Annotated in this window: 20 protein-coding genes; 14 read left to right on the top strand and 6 right to left on the bottom strand. The window is 58.9% G+C overall.

The window, feature by feature from the left end; all coding sequences use genetic code 11:
* Nucleotides 1-27 precede the first annotated feature (27 nt).
* From K0H47_RS12765 to K0H47_RS12740, 6 genes are all read left to right on the top strand, one after another.
* Nucleotides 28-1,314, top strand: a complete 1,287-nt coding sequence (locus K0H47_RS12765) for an ABC transporter substrate-binding protein (RefSeq protein ID WP_003213009.1) — start codon at nt 28-30, stop codon at nt 1,312-1,314.
* An 87-nt stretch (nt 1,315-1,401) separates the two neighbouring features.
* Nucleotides 1,402-2,310, top strand: coding sequence for a carbohydrate ABC transporter permease (locus tag K0H47_RS12760; protein WP_003213011.1), 909 nt, complete (start codon nt 1,402-1,404; stop codon nt 2,308-2,310).
* Nucleotides 2,303-3,148: a carbohydrate ABC transporter permease gene (locus tag K0H47_RS12755; protein WP_003213012.1), complete on the top strand. Its 846-nt coding sequence runs from the start codon at nt 2,303-2,305 to the stop codon at nt 3,146-3,148. The genes K0H47_RS12760 and K0H47_RS12755 overlap by 8 nt, the downstream gene beginning before the upstream one ends.
* 2 nt (nt 3,149-3,150) lie before the next feature.
* Nucleotides 3,151-4,311 (top strand): ABC transporter ATP-binding protein, encoded by a 1,161-nt coding sequence (locus K0H47_RS12750; RefSeq protein WP_017475738.1) that lies wholly within the window; start codon nt 3,151-3,153, stop codon nt 4,309-4,311.
* A gap of 105 nt (nt 4,312-4,416) precedes the next feature.
* Nucleotides 4,417-5,763: a carbohydrate porin gene (locus K0H47_RS12745; protein ID WP_063027703.1), complete on the top strand. Its 1,347-nt coding sequence runs from the start codon at nt 4,417-4,419 to the stop codon at nt 5,761-5,763.
* A gap of 177 nt (nt 5,764-5,940) precedes the next feature.
* Entirely contained in the window at nt 5,941-6,786 is an 846-nt protein-coding gene (locus K0H47_RS12740) for a D-hexose-6-phosphate mutarotase (RefSeq protein WP_219272822.1), read from the top strand.
* 142 nt (nt 6,787-6,928) lie between these two features.
* Here K0H47_RS12740 and K0H47_RS12735 read toward each other — a convergent pair whose 3' ends face one another.
* Nucleotides 6,929-7,789, bottom strand: coding sequence for a MurR/RpiR family transcriptional regulator (locus K0H47_RS12735; RefSeq protein ID WP_172834605.1), 861 nt, complete (start codon nt 7,787-7,789; stop codon nt 6,929-6,931).
* Nucleotides 7,790-8,007: 218 nt separating this feature from the next.
* Between K0H47_RS12735 and zwf the strand changes: the two genes are divergently transcribed.
* From zwf to K0H47_RS12720, 3 genes are read left to right on the top strand one after another with little or no spacing between them, the layout of a single operon-like run.
* On the top strand, nt 8,008-9,474 hold the full coding sequence (gene zwf, locus K0H47_RS12730; protein WP_063027707.1) for a glucose-6-phosphate dehydrogenase: 1,467 nt from the start codon (nt 8,008-8,010) through the stop codon (nt 9,472-9,474).
* Nucleotides 9,461-10,174: a 6-phosphogluconolactonase gene (gene pgl / locus K0H47_RS12725; protein WP_093206863.1), complete on the top strand. Its 714-nt coding sequence runs from the start codon at nt 9,461-9,463 to the stop codon at nt 10,172-10,174. The genes zwf and pgl overlap by 14 nt, the downstream gene beginning before the upstream one ends.
* Nucleotides 10,175-10,191: 17 nt before the next feature.
* The gene (locus K0H47_RS12720; protein WP_177027281.1) at nt 10,192-10,857 is read left to right on the top strand and encodes a bifunctional 4-hydroxy-2-oxoglutarate aldolase/2-dehydro-3-deoxy-phosphogluconate aldolase; all 666 of its coding nucleotides are present in this window, start codon (nt 10,192-10,194) and stop codon (nt 10,855-10,857) included.
* Between the two features lie 222 nt (nt 10,858-11,079).
* Here the strand turns inward: K0H47_RS12720 and K0H47_RS12715 are convergent, their stop codons facing one another.
* A complete protein-coding gene (locus tag K0H47_RS12715) occupies nt 11,080-12,255 on the bottom strand; it encodes an aminotransferase class V-fold PLP-dependent enzyme (RefSeq protein WP_177027280.1) in 1,176 nt (391 codons plus the stop codon).
* Between the two features lie 12 nt (nt 12,256-12,267).
* A complete protein-coding gene (locus K0H47_RS12710) occupies nt 12,268-12,504 on the bottom strand; it encodes a DUF3820 family protein (RefSeq protein ID WP_003213031.1) in 237 nt (78 codons plus the stop codon).
* A 206-nt stretch (nt 12,505-12,710) separates the two neighbouring features.
* Here K0H47_RS12710 and K0H47_RS12705 point away from each other — a divergent pair, with 206 nt between their 5' ends.
* Nucleotides 12,711-13,178: a PA2169 family four-helix-bundle protein gene (locus tag K0H47_RS12705; RefSeq protein ID WP_017475745.1), complete on the top strand. Its 468-nt coding sequence runs from the start codon at nt 12,711-12,713 to the stop codon at nt 13,176-13,178.
* A 56-nt stretch (nt 13,179-13,234) separates the two neighbouring features.
* On the opposite strand, the gene K0H47_RS12700 is transcribed toward K0H47_RS12705, so the two are convergent.
* Nucleotides 13,235-13,705, bottom strand: a complete 471-nt coding sequence (locus tag K0H47_RS12700; RefSeq protein ID WP_003213034.1) for a MaoC family dehydratase — start codon at nt 13,703-13,705, stop codon at nt 13,235-13,237.
* 58 nt (nt 13,706-13,763) lie between these two features.
* Nucleotides 13,764-14,708, bottom strand: coding sequence for an alpha/beta hydrolase (locus K0H47_RS12695; RefSeq protein ID WP_063027711.1), 945 nt, complete (start codon nt 14,706-14,708; stop codon nt 13,764-13,766).
* 207 nt (nt 14,709-14,915) lie between these two features.
* On the opposite strand from K0H47_RS12695, the gene fadD2 reads away from it, so the two are divergent.
* Both fadD2 and fadD1 read left to right on the top strand, forming a co-directional pair.
* Nucleotides 14,916-16,604 (top strand): long-chain-fatty-acid--CoA ligase FadD2, encoded by a 1,689-nt coding sequence (fadD2, locus tag K0H47_RS12690; RefSeq protein ID WP_219272821.1) that lies wholly within the window; start codon nt 14,916-14,918, stop codon nt 16,602-16,604.
* A 394-nt stretch (nt 16,605-16,998) separates the two neighbouring features.
* On the top strand, nt 16,999-18,690 hold the full coding sequence (gene fadD1 / locus K0H47_RS12685) for a long-chain-fatty-acid--CoA ligase FadD1 (protein WP_017475748.1): 1,692 nt from the start codon (nt 16,999-17,001) through the stop codon (nt 18,688-18,690).
* A 182-nt stretch (nt 18,691-18,872) separates the two neighbouring features.
* Here the strand turns inward: fadD1 and K0H47_RS12680 are convergent, their stop codons facing one another.
* Nucleotides 18,873-19,250: a hypothetical protein gene (locus K0H47_RS12680; protein ID WP_178912724.1), complete on the bottom strand. Its 378-nt coding sequence runs from the start codon at nt 19,248-19,250 to the stop codon at nt 18,873-18,875.
* Between the two features lie 199 nt (nt 19,251-19,449).
* Between K0H47_RS12680 and K0H47_RS12675 the strand changes: the two genes are divergently transcribed.
* Both K0H47_RS12675 and K0H47_RS12670 read left to right on the top strand, forming a co-directional pair.
* Entirely contained in the window at nt 19,450-19,635 is a 186-nt protein-coding gene (locus K0H47_RS12675; RefSeq protein WP_003213044.1) for a CsbD family protein, read from the top strand.
* Nucleotides 19,636-19,817: 182 nt separating this feature from the next.
* The gene (locus K0H47_RS12670) at nt 19,818-20,762 is read left to right on the top strand and encodes a YihY/virulence factor BrkB family protein (RefSeq protein WP_219272819.1); all 945 of its coding nucleotides are present in this window, start codon (nt 19,818-19,820) and stop codon (nt 20,760-20,762) included.
* Nucleotides 20,763-20,764 lie beyond the last annotated feature (2 nt).

The raw sequence follows: 20,764 nt of genomic DNA, 5'->3' as shown, positions 1-20,764 counted from the left end.
CATAACAACAAGAAAAAAGGTACTCAGATGAAAGCGATCAGTCGCCTCGCCGTAGCTATTTCCGTTGCCTCGTTGTTTCCCCTCAGTGCTTTTGCCGCCGACTCGAAAGGGACGGTTGAAGTTGTGCATTGGTGGACCTCGGGTGGCGAGAAAGCGGCAGTAGATGTCCTGAAGGCCCAAGTTGAAAAAGACGGTTTCACCTGGAAAGACGGTGCCGTCGCCGGCGGTGGTGGTTCGACTGCCATGACCGTCCTGAAAAGCCGCGCCGTTGCTGGCAACCCGCCTGGCATGGCTCAGATCAAAGGCCCCGACATCCAGGAATGGGCGTCCACCGGGCTGCTCGACACCGACGTCCTGAAGGAACCCGCCAAAGAAGAGAAGTGGGACAGCCTGCTGGACAAGAAAGTCTCCGATACCGTGAAGTACGAAGGTAACTACGTGGCCGTGCCGGTGAACATTCACCGCGTCAACTGGCTGTGGATCAACCCGGAAGTCTTCAAGAAAGCCGGTATCACCAAGAACCCGACCACCCTCGAAGAATTCTACGCAGCGGGCGACAAGCTCAAGGCCGCGGGCTTCATTCCGCTCGCCCACGGTGGCCAGCCTTGGCAGGACAGCACTGTATTCGAAGCGGTCGTGCTCTCGGTCATGGGGGCTGACGGTTACAAGAAAGCCCTGGTGGATCTCGACGAAAAAGCCCTGACCGGCCCTGAAATGATCAAGTCCCTGACCGAGCTGAAGAAAGTCGCGACCTACATGGATGCCGACGGCAAGGGCCAGGACTGGAACCTCGAAGCCGCCAAAGTCATCAACGGCAAGGCCGGCATGCAGATCATGGGTGACTGGGCCAAGAGTGAATGGACCGCCGCCAAGAAAGTCGCCGGCAAAGACTACGAGTGCGTAGCCTTCCCGGGCACCGACAAGGCCTTCACCTACAACATCGACTCCCTCGCAGCCTTCAAGCAGAAAGACAAAGGCACTGCTGCCGGTCAGCAGGACATCGCCAAGGTCGTGCTGAGCGAAAACTTCCAGAAAGTCTTCAGCATCAACAAGGGCTCGATCCCGGTTCGTATCGACATGTTGCAAGACATGGGCAAATACGGCTTTGACTCCTGCGCCCAGACTGCTGCCAAGGACTTCCTGGCGGATGCCAAGACTGGCGGCCTGCAACCGAGCATGGCCCACAACATGGCAACCACGCTGGCGGTGCAAGGCGCGTTCTTTGATGTCGTGACCAACTACATCAACGACCCGAAAGCTGACCCTGCCGATACCGCGAAGAAACTCGCGGCGGCGATCAAGTCGGCCAAGTAACGGTTAGTACCGAATGGCCTTGTGGGGGGACCCCTAACCCCCACAAGGCATGTTCCTGTAGTCCTTTTCCCTGTACTGGATTTTCCCATGAGTTCTGTTGCTGTGTTCAGCAAAGCCTCGCCGTTCGATGCACTGCAGCGCTGGCTACCCAAACTGGTGCTGGCGCCGAGCATGTTCATCGTTCTGGTGGGCTTCTATGGCTACATCCTGTGGACGTTCGTGCTGTCGTTCACTAACTCGACTTTCCTGCCGACCTATAAGTTTGTAGGCCTGGCGCAATACGTGCGCTTGTTCGACAACGACCGCTGGTGGGTCGCGAGCAAGAACCTGGCGGTGTTCGGTGGCATGTTCATCGGCATCACCCTGGTGATCGGTGTGACTCTGGCGATTTTCCTCGACCAGAAAATCCGTCGCGAAGGTTTTATCCGCACCATTTACCTGTACCCGATGGCGCTCTCGATGATCGTCACCGGTACGGCCTGGAAATGGCTGCTCAACCCGGGCATGGGCCTGGACAAATTGCTGCGTGACTGGGGCTGGGAAGGCTTTCGCCTCGACTGGCTGATCGACCCGGACCGTGTGGTGTATTGCCTGGTGATCGCCGCTGTGTGGCAGGCCTCGGGCTTCATCATGGCGATGTTCCTCGCCGGCCTGCGGGGTGTTGATCAATCGATCATCCGTGCCGCGCAGATCGACGGCGCGAGCATGCCGCGCATCTACTGGAAAGTAGTGCTGCCAAGCCTGCGCCCGGTGTTCTTCAGTGCGGTAATGATCCTGGCGCACATCGCGATCAAGAGTTTCGACCTGGTGGCGGCAATGACTGCGGGTGGTCCGGGTTACTCCTCCGACCTGCCGGCGATGTTCATGTACTCCTTCACCTTCAGCCGCGGCCAGATGGGCATGGGCTCGGCCAGTGCGATTCTGATGCTCGGTGCGATTCTCGCAATCATCGTGCCTTACCTGTACTCCGAGCTAAGGACCAAGCGTAATGACTAGTCTTGCCGGCAAACCTGCCATCAGCCTGAGCCGCGTCGCGATCTACGCGGTGCTGATCCTCGCTGTCCTGCTTTACCTGGTGCCGTTGGTGGTCATGTTGCTGACCAGCTTCAAGACCCCGGAAGACATCAGCACCGGCAACCTGCTGAGCTGGCCCACCGTGATCACCGGCATTGGCTGGGTGAAAGCCTGGGCCACGGTTGACGGCTACTTCTGGAACTCGATCAAGATCACCGTTCCGGCGGTACTGATCTCCACCGCCATCGGTGCGCTGAACGGCTACGTGCTGTCGATGTGGCGTTTCCGCGGTTCGCAGTTGTTCTTCGGCCTGTTGCTGTTCGGCTGCTTCCTGCCCTTCCAGACCGTGCTGCTGCCAGCCTCGTTCACGCTCGGCAAGATGGGCCTGGCCAGTACTACCACGGGCCTGGTGTTTGTGCACATCGTCTACGGACTGGCCTTTACTACACTGTTCTTCCGTAACTACTACGTCAGCATTCCCGATGCACTGGTGAAAGCGGCACGCCTGGATGGCGCGGGGTTCTTCACGATCTTCCGCCTGATCATCCTGCCGATGTCGACACCCATCATCATGGTGTGCCTGATCTGGCAGTTCACGCAGATCTGGAACGACTTCCTGTTCGGCGTGGTGTTCTCCAGCGGTGATTCGCAGCCCATCACGGTGGCGCTGAACAACCTGGTCAACACCAGCACCGGGGTCAAGGAATATAACGTTGATATGGCGGCGGCGATGATCGCCGGGCTGCCGACCCTGCTGGTCTATGTGGTCGCAGGCAAGTATTTCGTGCGCGGCCTGACGGCCGGCGCGGTCAAGGGGTAATCATGGCAACGCTTGAACTTCGTAACGTAAACAAGACCTACGGTACCGGCCTGCCGGACACCCTGAAGAACATCGAACTGTCGATCAAGGAGGGTGAGTTCCTGATCCTGGTCGGGCCTTCGGGTTGCGGTAAGTCGACCCTGATGAACTGCATCGCCGGCCTGGAAAACATCACCGGCGGCGCGATCATGATCGGCGACCAGGACGTCAGCGGCATGAGCCCCAAGGATCGTGACATCGCCATGGTGTTCCAGTCCTACGCGCTGTACCCGACCATGAGCGTGCGCGAGAACATCGAATTCGGCCTGAAGATTCGCAAGATGCCTCAGGCGGCGATCGACGAAGAAGTGGCGCGAGTGGCCAAGCTGCTGCAGATCGAGCACCTGCTCAATCGCAAGCCGGGCCAGCTCTCCGGCGGCCAGCAACAGCGTGTGGCCATGGGCCGTGCACTGGCGCGTCGTCCGAAGATCTACCTGTTCGACGAACCACTGTCCAACCTCGACGCCAAGCTGCGGGTCGAGATGCGTACTGAAATGAAGCTGATGCACCAGCGTCTGAAAACCACCACCGTCTACGTCACCCACGATCAGATCGAGGCGATGACCCTGGGCGACAAAGTGGCGGTGATGAAGGACGGCATCATCCAGCAGTTCGGCACGCCGAAAGAGATCTACAACGACCCGGCCAATCTGTTCGTGGCGAGCTTCATCGGTTCGCCGCCGATGAACTTCATTCCACTGCGCCTGCAACGCAAGGACGGCCGCCTGGTGGCGTTGCTGGACAGCGGCCAGGCCCGCTGTGAGTTGCCGTTGAACATGAACGATGCCGGTCTTGAAGACCGCGAAGTGATCCTGGGCCTGCGCCCGGAGCAGATCGTACTGGCCGCCGCTGAAGCCACCGGCGCGCCGACCATTCGGGCTGAAGTGCAAGTCACCGAGCCGACCGGTCCGGACACCCTGGTGTTCGTGCAAATCAATGACACCAAGGTCTGCTGCCGCCTGGCGCCCGATGTGGCGCCGCAAGTGGGCGAGACCCTGACCTTGCAGTTCGACCCGGCGAAGGTGTTGCTGTTCGACGCCAAGACCGGCGAGCGCCTGGGCACTGCCGCTTCGTTGCCGGCACAGGACCGTGCGGACAACGTCGCTCAATTCAAGGGACGCTGAAGTTTCAAATGATGTGTAGGGGCTTTTGTGAGAGTCCTGCTCTCACAAAGAAGTAAACCGCGTTAGATAAAAACAGTTAATAACAATAAAGACGAGGATGTAGGGATGAAAAAGCACCACAACAACACCCGGCTGATCTGCCAACTGTCAGCAGCAGCCGCCCTGGTACTGTCCGCCAATGCGATGGCGGACGACGCGTTCAGTGCCGATTCCAAGTGGATGACCGGCGATTGGGGCGGCGAGCGTACCAAGCTGATCGAGCAAGGTATCGACATCAAGGCGGATTACGTCGGTGAAGTCGGTGGCAACCTCAGCGGTGGCTACAACAACGACAAAACTGCCCGTTACGCTGACCAGTTCGGTCTGGGCGTGGCACTGGACCTGCAAAAGCTGTGGGGTTGGGATAACACCCAGGCCAAGATCCAGTTGACCAATCGTAATGGCGCAAACATCTCCAACGACCGTATTGGTGACCCGCGTGCCGGCACCTTGAGTTCGTCTCAAGAAGTCGACGGCCGAGGCCACATGGTGCGTCTGACCCAGTTCTGGATTCAGCACCAGATGTTCGACAACAAGCTGGACGTGAAACTCGGTTACTTCGGTGAAGGCGAAGACTTCAACACCTTCCCGTGCGACTTCCAGAACCTGTCGTTCTGTGGCTCGCAGGTCGGTAACTATGTAAACACATGGTACAACTGGCCCGTCAGCCAGGCGGCTATCCGCGTGAAGTACAACATCACGCCTGAGCTGTATGCGCAAATCGGTGCGTACAACCAGAACCCGTCGCAACTGGAGCACGGCAACGGCTTCAAACTCAGCGGCAGCGGCACCAAGGGCACCGTATTGCCGGTTGAATTGGTCTGGTCGCCGAAGGTCAATGGCCTGCCGGGCGAATACCGTGTGGGTTACTACAAGAGCACCGCTGACGCTACCGACGTACGTGAAGACGTCAACGGTAACGATGCTGGCACCACGGGCGCAGCCTTCCGCGTTCGCAGCAGCAAAAGCGGTTACTGGGGCGTTCTGCAACAGCAACTCACCACCCACAATGGCGATGCGTCCCGCGGCTTGAACATTGCGGCCAACGTCACCTTCCACGACAAAGACACCAACCTGGTCGACAACTACCAGTCGCTGATGCTTGTGTATAAAGGTCCATTCGACGCACGTACAAAAGATGACGTGGGTATCGGTGTATCCCGTATCCATGCCAACAGTGACGTGAAGAAAAACGCTGAGTTGCTCAACGCGGCCGGCGGTTTCACGGATTACGACCAATCGGGTTACGCACCGCTGCGTAACACGGAGTACAACGTCGAACTCAACTACGGCTTCCACGTCACCAACTGGCTGACCGTGCGTCCTAACCTGCAGTACATCGCCAACCCAGGTGGTGTGAAACAAGTCGACAACGCGGTGGTAGCGGGCCTGAAAATTCAGTCTACGTTCTAACGTTGTTGCGATAAGCTCCTTCTCTCTGTGCGCATTTTGCGGGTAGCCATGGCTATCCGCTTTTTTTGTGTGGGAGCTGGCTTGCCTGCGATGCGAGCCCCGCGGTGTATCTGGCACACCGAGGCGATGCCATCGCAGGCAAGCCAGCTCCTACAAAGATATTCAGGACCGTGGCACATGCATGAGCATCCGCTGCAACGCTTTTTCAAATCCCTGCGCGAGCGGCCGGTATTCGCGTGGGAACGCTTCCAGATGCGCGATGTGTTGGTGATTGATCACCCGCTCTGCCAAGCGGTGTTCAGTCGTCAGGGCGCGCAATTGCTGCACTTTCAGCCCACGGGCCAGAAGCCTTGGCTGTGGTGCGCGGCCAAGTGGCCGCAGGTCGGCGCCATTCGTGGCGGCGTGCCGGTGTGTTGGCCGTGGTATGGCCGCCATCCCAGCGAAAACGCCTGGCCATCCCATGGTTGGGCGCGGCTGATCGACTGGAAGCTGCTGGACAGCAGCACCGACGACGACGGCGTGCGTTTGCACTGGCAATTGCAGTTATGTGATTGGCAGGTCGATCTGCATGCGCACCTGGGGGAAACCTTGGAACTGCGTCTGGCCACCGAGCACCAGGATGAGCTGCCGTGCCAACTGAGCCATGCTTTGCATGCCTATTGGCGGATTGGCAACGTGGGTGAGGTAGCGCTGTCTGGGCTGGATGGTGCGCAAGGCTACGACCAGCTCAATCGCCAGGCGTGCCAGCAGGAAGGCGAGTTGCGGGTGGATGGCGGTTGTCAGCGAGTGTTCCAGCACGAGGGCGAATTGCACCTCAAGGACCACGCCTGGCAGCGCGAGCTGTGCATCGATACCGGTGAGAGTGCCGACACGGTGGTGTGGCACCCAGGGACCCGGCCGTTGCTGGGGGTGAGCTTCAACGAGGCTTCGGGGTTTGTGTGTGTGGAGTCGGCGATGGCTGCTGCGAGCCTGGCGCCAGGGGAGAGGGCGCATTTGAGTTTGCAGGCGAGGGCGGGGGCTTGATCCGGATGTTCTGGTGTTGCTGATGCCGCTTTCGCGAGCAAGCCCGCTCCCACATTCGACTGCATTCCAAAAGTGGAACTCGGTCTAATGTGGGAGCGGGCTTGCTCGCGAAGAGGCCGGCACAGTCACAGTCGATTCGGGCCTAGTTGAATTCATCCCCAACCGGATACCGGCTGTCGTTCAAACTCTCTTTGATCTTGCGCAAATGGGGCTGGAAATCCACCCCGCGACGCAAGGTCATGCCCGTCGCCAGCACGTCCAGCACTGTCAACTGAATGATCCGCGAGGTCATTGGCATGTAGATGTCGGTGTCTTCCGGCAACGGAATGTTCAGGCTCACCGTGCTGACCTTGGCCAGCGGCGAGTTCTCGGCGGTCACCCCCAGCACCGAGGCGCCGTTCTCCCGCGCAATACGCGCCACTTCCACCAGTTCACGGGTACGCCCGGTGTAGGAAATGATCACGAACAATTCCCCGGTGTGGGCCACCGAGGCGATCATCCGCTGCATCAGCACATCGGCATGGGCCGTGACCGACAGGTTGAAGCGGAAAAACTTGTGCAGGGCGTCCATGGCCACCGGCGCCGAAGCACCCAGGCCAAAGAAGTGGATCTGCCGGGCCTGGATCAGCAGGTCGACGGCCTTGCTGATCAGGTTCGGGTCCAGGGCCTGGCAGGCGCTGTCGAGGGACGCGATGGCACTGCCGAAGATCTTCTGGGTGTAGGCCTCCGGGTTATCATCGGCCTCCACCGCGCGGCTGACATACGCCGCGCCACTGGCCAGGCTTTGCGCCAGCTGCAATTTAAGTTCAGGGTAACCACTCACGCCGAACGAGCGGCAAAAGCGGTTCACTGTAGGTTCGCTGACCGAAGCGGCCTGGGCGAGGGCGGCAATAGAGAAGCGGGTCGCCTGCTGCGGGTTGAGCAGGATGACCTCGGCGACTTTACGTTCAGCCTTGTTCAATTCATCGAGGCGTTTCTGGATCTGTTCCAGTAGATTTCGCACGCGGTCCATTCATGTTTCCTTAGGGCGACGATGCAAATAAGGGTCGTCAACCAATCGACGAGCGGCCCTTTGCGGTGGCCTATCCTACTGAGGGTAGTTGAACACCACCACTCGGAATACGTTTTTCGGGAAAATGTTGTGGTTATTACTACATTTTTCCTTGAGTGATGCCTTAAAAAAAGGTATTTGTAGCTTAACTTGATAAAAGAACAAACATCATGCCTTCGATAACCGTAGAACCCTGCACCTTTGCCCTGTTTGGCGCCTTGGGTGATCTGGCGCTGCGCAAGTTATTTCCTGCCCTCTATCAACTCGATGGCGCCGGCCTCCTGCACGAAGACACACGCATCCTGGCCCTGGCCCGTGAGGCCGGTTCCGAGCAACAGCACCTGGCCCACATCGAAAAAGAATTGCGTAGCTACGTTGGCAAGGAACTGGACGAAACCGTCGCCCAGCGCTTCCTGGCCCGCCTGACGTACCTGCACGTCGACTTCCTGAAGGCCGACGACTACGTCGCCCTGGCAGAGAACGCCGGCACTGAACAACGCCTGATTGCCTACTTCGCCACCCCGGCGGCGGTGTATGGCGCGATCTGCGAGAACCTGTCCAAGGTCGGCCTGGCGGAAAACACCCGGGTCGTCCTGGAAAAACCCATCGGCTCGGACCTGGATTCCTCGCGCAAGGTCAACGACGCCGTGGCGCAGTTTTTCCCGGAAAACCGCACCTACCGCATCGACCACTACCTGGGCAAAGAAACCGTCCAGAACCTGATCGCCCTGCGATTTGCCAACAGCCTGTTTGAAACCCAGTGGAACCAGAACTACATCTCCCACGTGGAAATCACCGTGGCCGAGCAGGTAGGCATCGAAGGTCGCTGGGGCTATTTCGACAAGGCCGGGCAACTGCGGGACATGATCCAGAACCACCTGCTGCAGCTGCTGTGCCTGATCGCCATGGACCCGCCGGCCGACCTGTCTGCCGACAGTATTCGTGACGAGAAGGTCAAGGTGCTCAAGGCCCTGGCGCCCATCAGCCCGGACGGCCTCACCACCCAGGTGGTGCGCGGCCAATACATCGCCGGCTACAGCGCCGGCAAGCCGGTGCCGGGTTACCTGGAAGAAGAGAATTCCAACACCCAGAGCGACACCGAAACCTTCGTCGCGCTGCGGGCCGATATCCGTAACTGGCGTTGGGCCGGGGTGCCGTTCTACCTGCGCACCGGCAAGCGCATGCCGCAAAAGCTGTCGCAGATCGTCATCCACTTCAAGGAACCGTCCCACTACATCTTCGCCCCCGAGCAGCGCTTGCAGATCAGCAACAAACTGATCATCCGCCTGCAACCGGACGAAGGGATTTCCTTGCGAGTGATGACCAAGGAGCAGGGCCTGGACAAGGGCATGCAACTGCGCAGCGGGCCACTGCAACTGAATTTTTCCGACACCTATCGCAGCGCGCGGATTCCCGATGCCTACGAGCGGTTGTTACTTGAAGTCATGCGTGGCAACCAGAACCTGTTTGTGCGCAAAGATGAAATCGAAGCCGCGTGGAAGTGGTGTGACCAGTTGATCGCCGGGTGGAAAAAATCCGGTGATGCGCCCAAGCCGTATGCGGCGGGGTCCTGGGGGCCGATGAGCTCGATTGCACTGATCACGCGGGACGGGAGGTCTTGGTATGGCGATATCTGATTTGAAACTGCCTCAGGGCGTGACGGCCCATGAGTACCGCAACCCGGTGCTGCTGGCCGATGGCTTGGCCAATGACGTGGCCGAACAACTGCGCGCGGCCATCAGTGCCCGTGGCGCAGCGACCCTGGTGGTATCCGGTGGCCGCAGCCCGGTGGCGTTCTTCCAGAACCTCGCCAAGCAAGGCCTGGACTGGTCCAAGGTGACCATCACCCTGGCCGACGAGCGCTGGGTGCCGGTGGAACATGCCGACAGCAATGCCGGCCTGTTGAAGAAGTATTTGCTGCAAGGCCCGGCGGCCAAGGCGAAGTTCCTGAGCCTGTACAGCGTGGCCGCCACCCTTGATGACGCTGCCGAGCAGGCCGATCGCCTGTTGGCCGAGTTGCCGGCGATTGACGTGCTGGTGCTGGGCATGGGCGACGACGGCCACACTGCATCGCTGTTCCCCAACAGCCCGAACCTGGCTGAAGCGCTGAAGCCCGATGGCAGCCGTCGTTGCTGGCCGATGCTGGCGCCGACCGTGCCGCACCAGCGCCTGACCATGAGTCGCGCGTTGCTGGCTACCGCCCACTACACCGTGCTGTCGATTTCCGGTAGCTCGAAATTGACCACCTTGAGCGCCGCGCTGGCCAGTGACGACGTTGCTGCCATGCCGATACGCGCGTTTTTGCAACCTACTTTAGAGATTTACTGGTGCCCATGAGCCAAGGATCAGCCGCGATGAACAGCCCTCAACCTACCGTTTCCATGGCGGACAAAGTTGCCTTGATCGACAGCCTCTGCGCCAAGGCGCGGATCCTGCCGGTGATCACCATTGCCCGTGAACAGGACATTCTGCCGCTGGCCGATGCCCTGGCTGCCGGTGGTTTGACCGCACTGGAAGTGACCCTGCGTTCGCAGTTCGGCCTCAAGGCCATCCAGGTGCTGCGTGAGCAGCGTCCGGAGCTGTGCACCGGTGCCGGTACCGTGCTGGATCGCCATATGCTGGAAGCGGCCGAAGTGGCCGGTTCGCAATTTATCGTCACCCCCGGGATTACCCGTGACCTGCTGGAAGCCTCGGTACACAGCTCGATTCCGCTGTTGCCGGGCATCAGCAATGCCTCCGGGATCATGGAAGGTTATGGCCTGGGTTATCGCCGCTTCAAACTGTTCCCGGCTGAGGTGAGCGGTGGCGTGGCGGCGATCAAGGCCTTGGGCGGCCCGTTTGGCGAAGTGAAATTCTGCCCGACTGGCGGCGTAGGCCCGGCCAACATCAAGAGCTACATGGCTTTGAAGAATGTGATGTGCGTGGGCGGTAGCTGGATGCTGGACCCAGAGTGGATCAAGAACGGCGACTGGGCGCGTATCCAGGAAACCACCGCCGAGGCGCTGGCCCTGCTGGACTGATTGGATTTACCGAATCGTTGTTGCTGTGTTCTACGGCATTTTTGCGGCGCACTTGGTCGGTGTGCCGCTTTTTTTTGCCTGGAAGAAAACCAAGGACACGACCCCCCCTAGCAGCTGTCGAGCGCCAGCGAGGCTGCGTTGGCAGCACCGCTGATATCGAGCCAGGCGCAAAACCGAGTCGCGCCTGACGCAGCCTCGCTGGCGCTCGACAGCTGCTACGGATCAGTTTTTGCAGAGTTCGGTGATGGCTTTGATCAGCACATGAATGTCCGCCGCTGAGGTCAAAAAGCCTGGTGTCACCCGAATACAACTGCCGAACGAGGCCCCGCTGCGGGTTGTGGTGAAGAGGTTGTATTCCTTGAGCAACCGATCCGCCATCACCTGCTGATCCGGCTGATCAGTGAACTTGAACGAGGTGATCGCGCAATACAGCCGTGGATCATCCGGCGTCAGCACTTCAATCCCCGGCAACTGCCGCACCTCACTCACCCACAAATCCCGCAGGTAGTTGAGTCGGGCACCCTTGGCCTTCGAACCGCCCAACAAGCGATGCTCCTCGAACACCAGCGGCAGGGTCATCAGTGCCGGGAAATTCGGTGTGCTGTACGGCGTACGGGCCCGTACATCGGTGATGGAGTAGTGAAACTCACCCATGTCCGGATCAATGTCCGCCAAGCGCTGTGGGTCGATGTAGATAAAGCCCAGGGTCAATGGCGCGCCAATCCACTTGTGCAGGTTGAAACCGGCAAACGCGATACCCAACTGTGCCAGGTTGAATTCGATCTGCCCCAGCGCATGGGCGCCATCGAGGATCACATCAATTCCGTGTTCTTTGGCCGCGCTGGCAATCGCTTCCACGGGCATTACCAACCCGGTGCGGTGGGTGACGTAGGTCAGTGCCAGCAATTTGAGCCGCGGGTAGCGCACGAAGGCATCGCGGTACGTCTGCACCAGGCTGTCGAAACTGGCCGGGTGTTCGTGGGCAATCTCGATCACTTCTACGCCACGATTCTGCGCCAGCCAGCGCATGGCGCCCTTGACGGTGTCGTACTCCAGGTCGCTGATCAGCACCTGGTCGCCGGGCTGCAAGCGGTTGTAGTTACGGATCAGCGACTGCAACGCATCCGAGGCGCAACGGGTGAGGGCGATGGCTTCAGGGTCGGCGTCCATCAATTGCGCCAACTGGTTACGGATCTCGACGTTCTCGCCCTGCTCGAAACGCTGGCGCACATGGATCGAGTTGCTGCGGTTGATGAAGGCGACGTTGTCTTGATACTGCTGCAGTACCGCGCGGCTCATGCGCCCGAAGTAACCGTTTTCGAGGTTGATCGGGCCGGGCTCCAGGTCGTAGCGCTGGGCGATGGCGTGCCAGTGTTGTTCGTCGCGGGTACTGTCCATGTGCGTGCTCTATTAATGACGAGGGGCAGGCTTGCCGTGTTTGGCGCGTAGGGGCTCCAGCAATTCGGATAAGCCGTTGTGGTCGATTTCCTGCATCAGTGCCAGCAACCCGCCCAGCTCGCCGTGGGGGAAGCCTTCACGGGCAAACCAGTTCAGGTAGGGGCCGGGCAGGTCAGCGATGATCCGGCCCTTGTACTTGCCGAAGGGCATTTCGCGGGTGATCAGCAATTCAAGTTTTTCAGGATTCATTGGGGCTTCAGGTGTTTAAGTCGATGCCTTGGAAAATACAGGCATTCTGCATGGAGGCCAAATGACAGATCATGCAAATAAAGCGGATACAGATTTTTGATTAATTTATAACTTGTTGAAATATAAGGGTTAAATCGTTTTTCAAAAGCTGGCACGGGCGCTGCAATTACTAAGACACGTTTCTTAACCCGCGAAGGAATTGAAAAATGACTGATATCAACAAAGAATCGATCTCCGTACTTAATGACCTGATCGAGACCAGCAAGGACGGCCAGGAAGGCTTCAAGACCTGCGCAGAAGACATCAAGCATCCAGAGCTCAAAGCCCTGTTTGCCAAGCGTTCCGCTGATTGCGCCACCGCCGCTGCCGAACTGCAGACTGCCGTTAAAGCCCTGGGTGGCGATCCGGAAAAATCCGGTAGCGTCGCCGGTGCCTTGCACCGTGGCTGGGTCGACGTGAAGTCGATGGTTACCGGTAAAGACGAAGAGGCTGTACTGAACGAAGCCGAGCGCGGTGAAGACCACGCACTGAAGGCTTACAAAGAAGCGATCGAGAAGATCAACAAGCACAACCTGCTGGGCATTCGTGACCTGGTGGAGCGTCAGTTCCACGGCGCGCAACGTAACCACGACCAGGTGAAAGCCCTGCGTAACCAGGCTCGCGCTCAGTCTTGAGCTCCGCCTGAATAAAAAAAGCCCCGCAGATGCGGGGCTTTTTCATGGGCGATTATTCAGCCGATGCTGATGGCCGGCAATTCGGTCAAGGTCACGGTCTGCTGCTTGCGCGGCGCGAGGATCTCAGCCTCACCGTCCACCACCAACTCATCGCGCTGGTTGAACACGCGGGTGGCGATGCGCACGCGAAATTTCGGCAGCTTCTCCAGGATTTCCAGACGCACGGTCAGGGTGTCGCCGATTTTGACCGGCTTCTGGAAGGTCATTTGCTGGCCGATGTAGATCGTGCCGGGCCCGGGCAACTCGCACGCCACCGCTGCGCTGATCAGGGCGCCGCTGAACATGCCGTGGGCTATGCGCTCCTTGAACATGGTCGCCTTGGCGAATTCGGCGTCCAGGTGCACCGGGTTGTGGTCGCCGGACATCGCTGCGAACAACTGGATATCGCGTTCTTCGACGGTCTTGCTGTAGCTGGCGGTCTGGCCGACTTCGAGGGCTTCGTAAGGCGTGTTGGTAACCTGGGTCATCAGATGCTGCATCCTGTGGCTAATCGATAATCTTAATGTATTGATTTTAAACGAAAAATCATTCGCAGCGAGTAGGGCGGCGCAGTACTGCTGCCTGGGCCAGCCACGTCAGCACATCGGCTGTGACCGCATCACGGTTGGTTTCGTTGAATAATTCGTGGCGCGCCTGCGGATAAATGCTCAGCTCCAGATTCTGGCAGCCGGCTTCGCGCAACGCGTTGGCCAGACTTTTGAGACGCTTGCCTTCACTGACCGGATCACATTCTCCACCCATTATCAGGATCGGCAGGCCCGGATCGATCTGAGCGAGATTGGACGCTTTGCTGATTTGCTGCAAGCCGCCGAGCAGGTCGATCCACAGCTGGTTGGTGCAGCGAAAGCCGCAGAGCGGGTCGTTGACGTACTTGTCGACCTCCGCCGGGTCGCGGCTGAGCCAGTCGAAAGCGGTGCGATTGGGTTTAAACGCTTTGTTGAACGATCCAAATGACAGGAAATCAATCAGCGCGCTGCGCCCCCGCAAGCCCTGGCGCAGGCGTTCGACGTGGGCAATCACCTTGGCCGCGCCGTACAGCGCCACCGGCTGGAAGTTCGAGCCGCTGAGAATCGCCCCATTGAGGCTGGCGCTGTGGTGCAGCAGATACGCCTGGGCGATGTAGCTGCCCATGCTATGCCCCAGCAGGATGATCGGCACGCCCGGCGCCTGCTGGCCGATGTGCTGATTGAGGCTCGCCAGGTCACCCACCACTTTGTTCCAGCCGTCTTTCTCGGCGAACAGCCCCAGGGTGCCCTCGTCGGCGGTACGCCCGTGGCCGCGCTGGTCGGGGGCGTACAGGCCGTAACCGGCGTCACACAACGCCTGGGCCAGGCGCCCATAGCGGCCACTGTGCTCGGCCATGCCGTGGGCCAGCATGATCAGCGCCTTGGGCGGCCCGTCGGGTAGCCATTGGTTGACGTACACCCGACTGCGGTCATTCGCGGTCAGCCAGAAAGTGGTGTGGTTCATGGCGCTTCCTTTGCTCAGGGTCGTTGCAGTGTATCGCTCAATCGCCTCGGGCCGCTGGATCAGTGCTGGCCTTGGCGGGGAGATTCACACAATCAATGACGCATCTTGTTGTATTTGCCTGATTGACCATAGCTGCTAACGTCCCCAAAGCTCCGCTTTCATTGCAATCAAAAGCGGCCGGACCACTCAGGTAAGAGGACAAGAATAATGCAACCTGATTTCTGGAATGACAAACGCGCGGCCGGGGTGCCCAGCGAGATCGACCTGAGCGCCTACAAGTCGGTGATCGAAGTCTTCGAGCGTTCCTGCAAGACCTTTGCCGATCGTCCGGCGTTCAGCAACATGGGGATCACTCTGACGTACGCCGAGCTGGACCGGCGCAGTGCCGCGTTCGCCGGTTACCTGCAAGGGCACACCGACCTCAAGCCGGGTGATCGCATTGCGGTGCAGATGCCCAACGTCCTGCATTATCCGATTGCCGTGTTCGGCGCCCTGCGTGCCGGGCTGATCGTGGTCAACACCAACCCTCTGTACACCCCGCGGGAGATGCGTCACCAGTTCAAGGACGCCGGCATTCGTGCATTGGTGTACCTCAATCTGTTCGGCTCGCGGGTTGAAGAAGTCAGCAAAGACACCGAGATCGAATACCTGATCGAAGCGAAAATGGGCGACTTCATGCCCGCCGCCAAGGGCTGGCTGATCAACACCGTGGTCGACAAGGTCAAGAAGATGGTCCCGGCCTATAACCTGCCCCAGGCCATCTCGTTCAAGCGTGCCCTGCACATGGGCGCCGGCCAGGCGCTCATCCGCCACCCCGTGACCCTGGACGACATCGCGGTGCTGCAATACACCGGCGGCACCACCGGCCTGGCCAAGGGCGCCATGCTCACCCACGGCAACCTGGTGGCCAACATGCAGCAAGTGCGGGCGTGCATGTCGCAACTGGGGGACGACGGCCATCCGCTGATCAAGGAAGGGCAGGAGGTGATGGTCGCGCCGCTGCCGCTGTACCACATCTATGCCTTCACCGCGAATTGCATGTGCATGATGGTGTCCGGCAACCACAACGTGCTGATCACCAATCCCCGGGACATTGGCGGCTTTATCAAGGAGCTGAAAAAGTGGCGCTTCACCGGGATTCTGGGGCTCAACACGCTGTTTGTGGCGTTGATGGACCATCCGGATTTCAAGACCCTGGACTTCTCCCACCTCAAGCTCACCAACTCCGGCGGCACCGCGCTGGTCAAGGCGACGGCGGAGCGCTGGCAGCAACTGACCGGCTGCGCGATTGGCGAAGGCTACGGCCTCACCGAAACCTCACCAGTGGCCAGCACCAACCCCTATGGCGGCAAATCGAAGCTGGGTACCGTGGGCATTCCGGTGCCGGGCACGGCGATGAAAGTCATCGACGACAACGGCGTGGAGTTGCCGCTGGGCGAGCGGGGCGAGTTGTGCATCAAGGGCCCGCAAGTGATGAAGGGCTACTGGCAGCAACCGGTGGCGACCGCCGAGACCCTGGACGCCGAAGGCTGGCTCAAGACCGGCGATATCGCGGTGATCGACCCGGACGGCTTTGTGCGCATCGTTGATCGCAAGAAGGATTTGATCATCGTCTCGGGCTTCAACGTGTACCCCAACGAGATCGAAGACGTGGTGATGGCGCATCCAGCGGTGGCCAGCTGCGCAGTGATCGGCGTACCGGACGAGCGTACCGGCGAGGCGGTGAAGCTGTTTGTGGTGGCCCGTGCCCAAGGCGTGAGCCTTGAAGAGCTGAAGACCTACTGCAAGGCCAACTTCACTGGCTACAAGGTGCCCAAGCACATTGTGTTGCGTGAGTCGTTGCCGATGACGCCGGTGGGCAAGATCTTGCGGCGTGAATTGCGCGACATAGCCTGATTTGAAATAAGGTCAAAAAATGTGGGAGCGGGCTTGCTCGCGAAAGCGGTGTACCAGTCGACATATCCTGTGACTGACACTGCGCTTTCGCGAGCAAGCCCGCTCCCACATTTGGTGTTTATTCATTCAGTTTAAATGTGTAGAAGCCCATTCCAGAGCCTTTTATCGGCTTATAGAATCTTTGCTCTAAAAATGACCATTAGATATTCTTGAGTCATGTTTATGACCGTAGGGGCCTCTTTTGGCTCTAGGCGGCCCTTGGCAAAGCTGCTACTCTCGGCGCGCTTTGTGACCTCTTGGCCTGCTTTTAACCGCCAGACTCACCCAAAAACAAACAAATAATAATCGCATCAAATGCGATGAATGAATTCGCGTCGCTGAGGAGTGGGCTTCCATGATCGAAGACTTTTGGAAGGATAAGTACCCCGCCGGGATTGCTGCAGAAATCAATCCAGACGAGTATCCGAATATTCAGGCGGTACTGAAACAGTCCTGCCAACGCTTCGCCAACAAACCGGCTTTCAGCAACCTGGGCAAGACAATCACCTACGGTGAACTGTACGAACTGTCCGGCGCCTTTGCCGCCTACCTGCAACAGCATACCGACTTGCAGCCCGGTGATCGAATCGCCGTGCAACTGCCCAACGTCCTGCAATACCCGGTCGCCGTATTCGGTGCCATCCGTGCCGGCTTGATCGTGGTCAACACCAACCCGCTGTACACCGCGCGGGAAATGGAACACCAATTCAACGACTCCGGTGCCAAGGCCTTGGTTTGCCTGGCCAACATGGCGCACCTGGCTGAAAAAGTCGTGCCCAAGACTTCCGTCAAGCACGTGATCGTCACCGAAGTCGCCGACCTGTTGCCGCCGCTCAAGCGCCTGCTGATCAACAGCGTCATCAAGTACGTGAAGAAGATGGTCCCGGCTTATCACTTGCCCAAGGCCATCAAGTTCAACGACGTCTTGGCCAAGGGCCACGGCCAGCCGGTGAACGAAGTCAGCCCCGACGCCAGTGACGTGGCCGTGCTGCAATATACCGGCGGCACCACCGGCGTGGCCAAGGGCGCGATGCTGACCCACCGCAACCTCGTCGCCAACATGCTGCAGTGCAAGGCGCTGATGGGCTCCAACCTCAATGAAGGCTGCGAGATCCTGATTACCCCGCTGCCGCTGTACCACATCTATGCCTTCACCTTTCATTGCATGGCGATGATGCTGATCGGCAACCACAACATCCTGATCAGCAACCCGCGCGACCTGTCGGCGATGGTCAAGGAACTGTCGAAGTGGAAGTTCAGCGGCTTTGTCGGCCTGAACACCCTGTTTGTTGCGCTGTGCAACAACGACGCCTTCCGCAAGCTGGATTTCTCGGCGCTGAAAGTCACCCTGTCGGGTGGCATGGCCCTGCAACTGGCGGCGGCCGAGCGCTGGAAAGCGGTTACCGGCTGCTCCATCTGCGAAGGTTACGGCATGACCGAAACCAGCCCGGTGGCCACCGTGAACCCGATCCAGAACATCCAGATCGGCACCATCGGCATCCCGGTGCCGTCGACCCTGTGCAAGGTCATCACCGATGACGGCGTCGAACTGGCGCTGGGTGAAGTGGGCGAGTTGTGCGTCAAGGGCCCGCAAGTGATGAAGGGCTACTGGCAGCGCGAAGACGCCACCGCCGAGATCCTCGACAGCGAAGGCTGGCTGAAGACCGGTGATATCGCGATCATCCAGCCCGATGGCTACATGCGCATTGTCGACCGCAAGAAGGACATGATCCTGGTCTCCGGTTTCAACGTGTACCCCAACGAGCTGGAAGACGTGCTGGCGACCCTGCCGGGCGTGCTGCAATGTGCGGCCATTGGTGTGCCGGACGAGAAGTCCGGGGAACACATCAAGATCTTCATCGTGGTCAAGCCCGGTGCCACCCTGACCAAAGACCAGGTGATGGAGCACATGCGTGCCAACGTCACCGGCTACAAGGTGCCCAAGGCCGTGGAGTTCCGCGATGCGCTGCCGACCACCAACGTGGGCAAGATCCTGCGTCGTGAACTGCGGGACGAAGAACTGAAAAAGTTGGGTTTGAAGAAGTAAATCGGCCCCAACAAAAAGCCCCGCAGATGCGGGGCTTTTTATTGGCGATGATTCCGCCACTTGGAATGCAATCCAAATGTGGGAGCTGGCTTGCCTGCGATAGCGGTGGGCCAGTCACCGCGGTGTTAGCTGACCCACCGCTATCGCAGGCGAGCCAGCTCCCACAGGTTTGAACCGTATTCCTACAGTACGAATTGCGCGAAGCTCACACCGGCACCAGCCGGGCGTACATCCTTCAGGAACGAGTCCTTGTCGGCACTCAGCTCCAAAGTGATCTCCGGCTTACGCTTGCCAGCATTACGCACCACCAGCCCTTCCAGCTTCTCGCGCAAAAACACCGTCGGCACCTTCAGGTGCAGCAACTGGTCGCTTTCGGCGTTGTGCATCAACAAGTGAATCCACTCGTACTGGCCCACGGCAATCCGGCCCACCGGCAGGTCGAACCACCAGATGTTGCGTTTGCGGTCCAGGTCGGTGAAGTGGCAGTTGTTGACGCCGAGTACGGCACCGCCCAGTTCCTGGTTTCTGCGGGCGATGGCCTGTGCTTTATTGAGTTTCATAACCTTCCTACGGGATCTGTTATCCAGCGCTTGCGCCTGGATGTGCCCGGCATTCTCGTGGGTTGGCCGCAAAACATAAAGCCAAACCTGTACGGCGCGATGAAATGCCGCTCAAAAAATAATTGAAACTCTCTGGAAAGGCCAAGGGTCAACGATTACGTAGTGACCAAAATCCTCGATTGTTCCCAGGAGAAATACCATGAGTAGCACATCGGATAAGGCAAAAGGTTTGGCGAACGAAGCCGTCGGCAACATCAAACAAGGTGTTGGCAAAGTCACCGGCAACGACAAGTTGCGGGCTGAAGGCGTGGTTCAGGAAAAGAAAGGCGAAGTGCAAAAAGCAGTCGGCGACACCAAGGACGCGGTAAAGAAAGCGGTCAAATAGTCCTGACCTGGCTGACTGCTCTCCAGCAGCCGAACGGCCATCCACGGATGGCCGTTTTTGTGTCACCCGTAGTGATTAAACATTGGAAATTGTTTCAAGGTCGCCAAATGGGCTACCTTGATGTAGAAAACGGCCCCTGAGTCGCCCACGAACTCATATTTTTTGCGGCGAAAGGAGACGCTATGATTTTTCCGGTATTACAAGGCCTGCCCTTGCACAAAGTGCTGGTGCGCACCGTCACAGAGTTCCTCGATGACGAGATGCCTACGTACGCCTCGGCACTGGCCTACCAGATGCTGTTCTCGCTGTTTCCCTTCCTCCTGTTCCTGATTGCCCTGATCGGTTTCCTGCACCTGCCGGACTTCTTCACCTGGCTGCGCATGCAATCGGAATTGGTATTGCCGCCCCAGGCCCTGGAGCAGGTCAACCCGGTGATCGACCAGTTGCAGCAATCCAAGGGTGGACTGTTGTCGGTGGGTATCGTGATTGCGCTGTACACCGCCTCGGCGGGTGTGCGGCTGATGATGAGTGCGATGAACGCCGCCTACGACGTGGTGGAAGGCCGGCCTATCTGGAAGCGGTTCCCGTTGTCGATTTTCTACACCGTAGGTTTCGCCGGCATGCTGTTGGCCGCCGCTGCACTGATGGTGCTTGGGCCGCAGGTGATGGAATGGCTGGCGGGGCAGATCGGCATGCAGGAATTCGTGGTCACGCTGTGGACCATCCTGCGCTGGCCGCTGATCGTGATCCTGTTGATGTTTTCCGTGGCCTTGATGTACTACGTGATGCCTGACGTGAAGCAGAAGTTTCGCTTTATCACCCCAGGATCGGTGCTGGCGGTGGTGGTCTGGATCATCGCTTCCCTGGGGTTTGGCTACTACGTCAAAACCTTCGCCGACTACAACGCCATGTATGGCAGTATCGGCGCGATCATTGTGTTGCTGCTGTACTTCTACATCTCGGCCGCCGTGCTGTTGCTGGGGGCGGAGATGAACGCGGTGATCGAACACATGTCGGCTGAAGGCAAGGATCCTGGTGAAAAGGACTTTGACGAGCACGACGAAAAAAAGCATGTTTCCGGCCTCGGCCGAGAGCCCTCACTCAAGCCCACTACCGACGAAGTCTGATC

Origin of the sequence: Pseudomonas sp. Xaverov 83 (assembly GCF_019352905.1) — a bacterium.
Classification (GTDB): domain Bacteria; phylum Pseudomonadota; class Gammaproteobacteria; order Pseudomonadales; family Pseudomonadaceae; genus Aquipseudomonas; species Aquipseudomonas yamanorum.
This window is presented reverse-complemented; position numbering and strand designations above follow the sequence as displayed.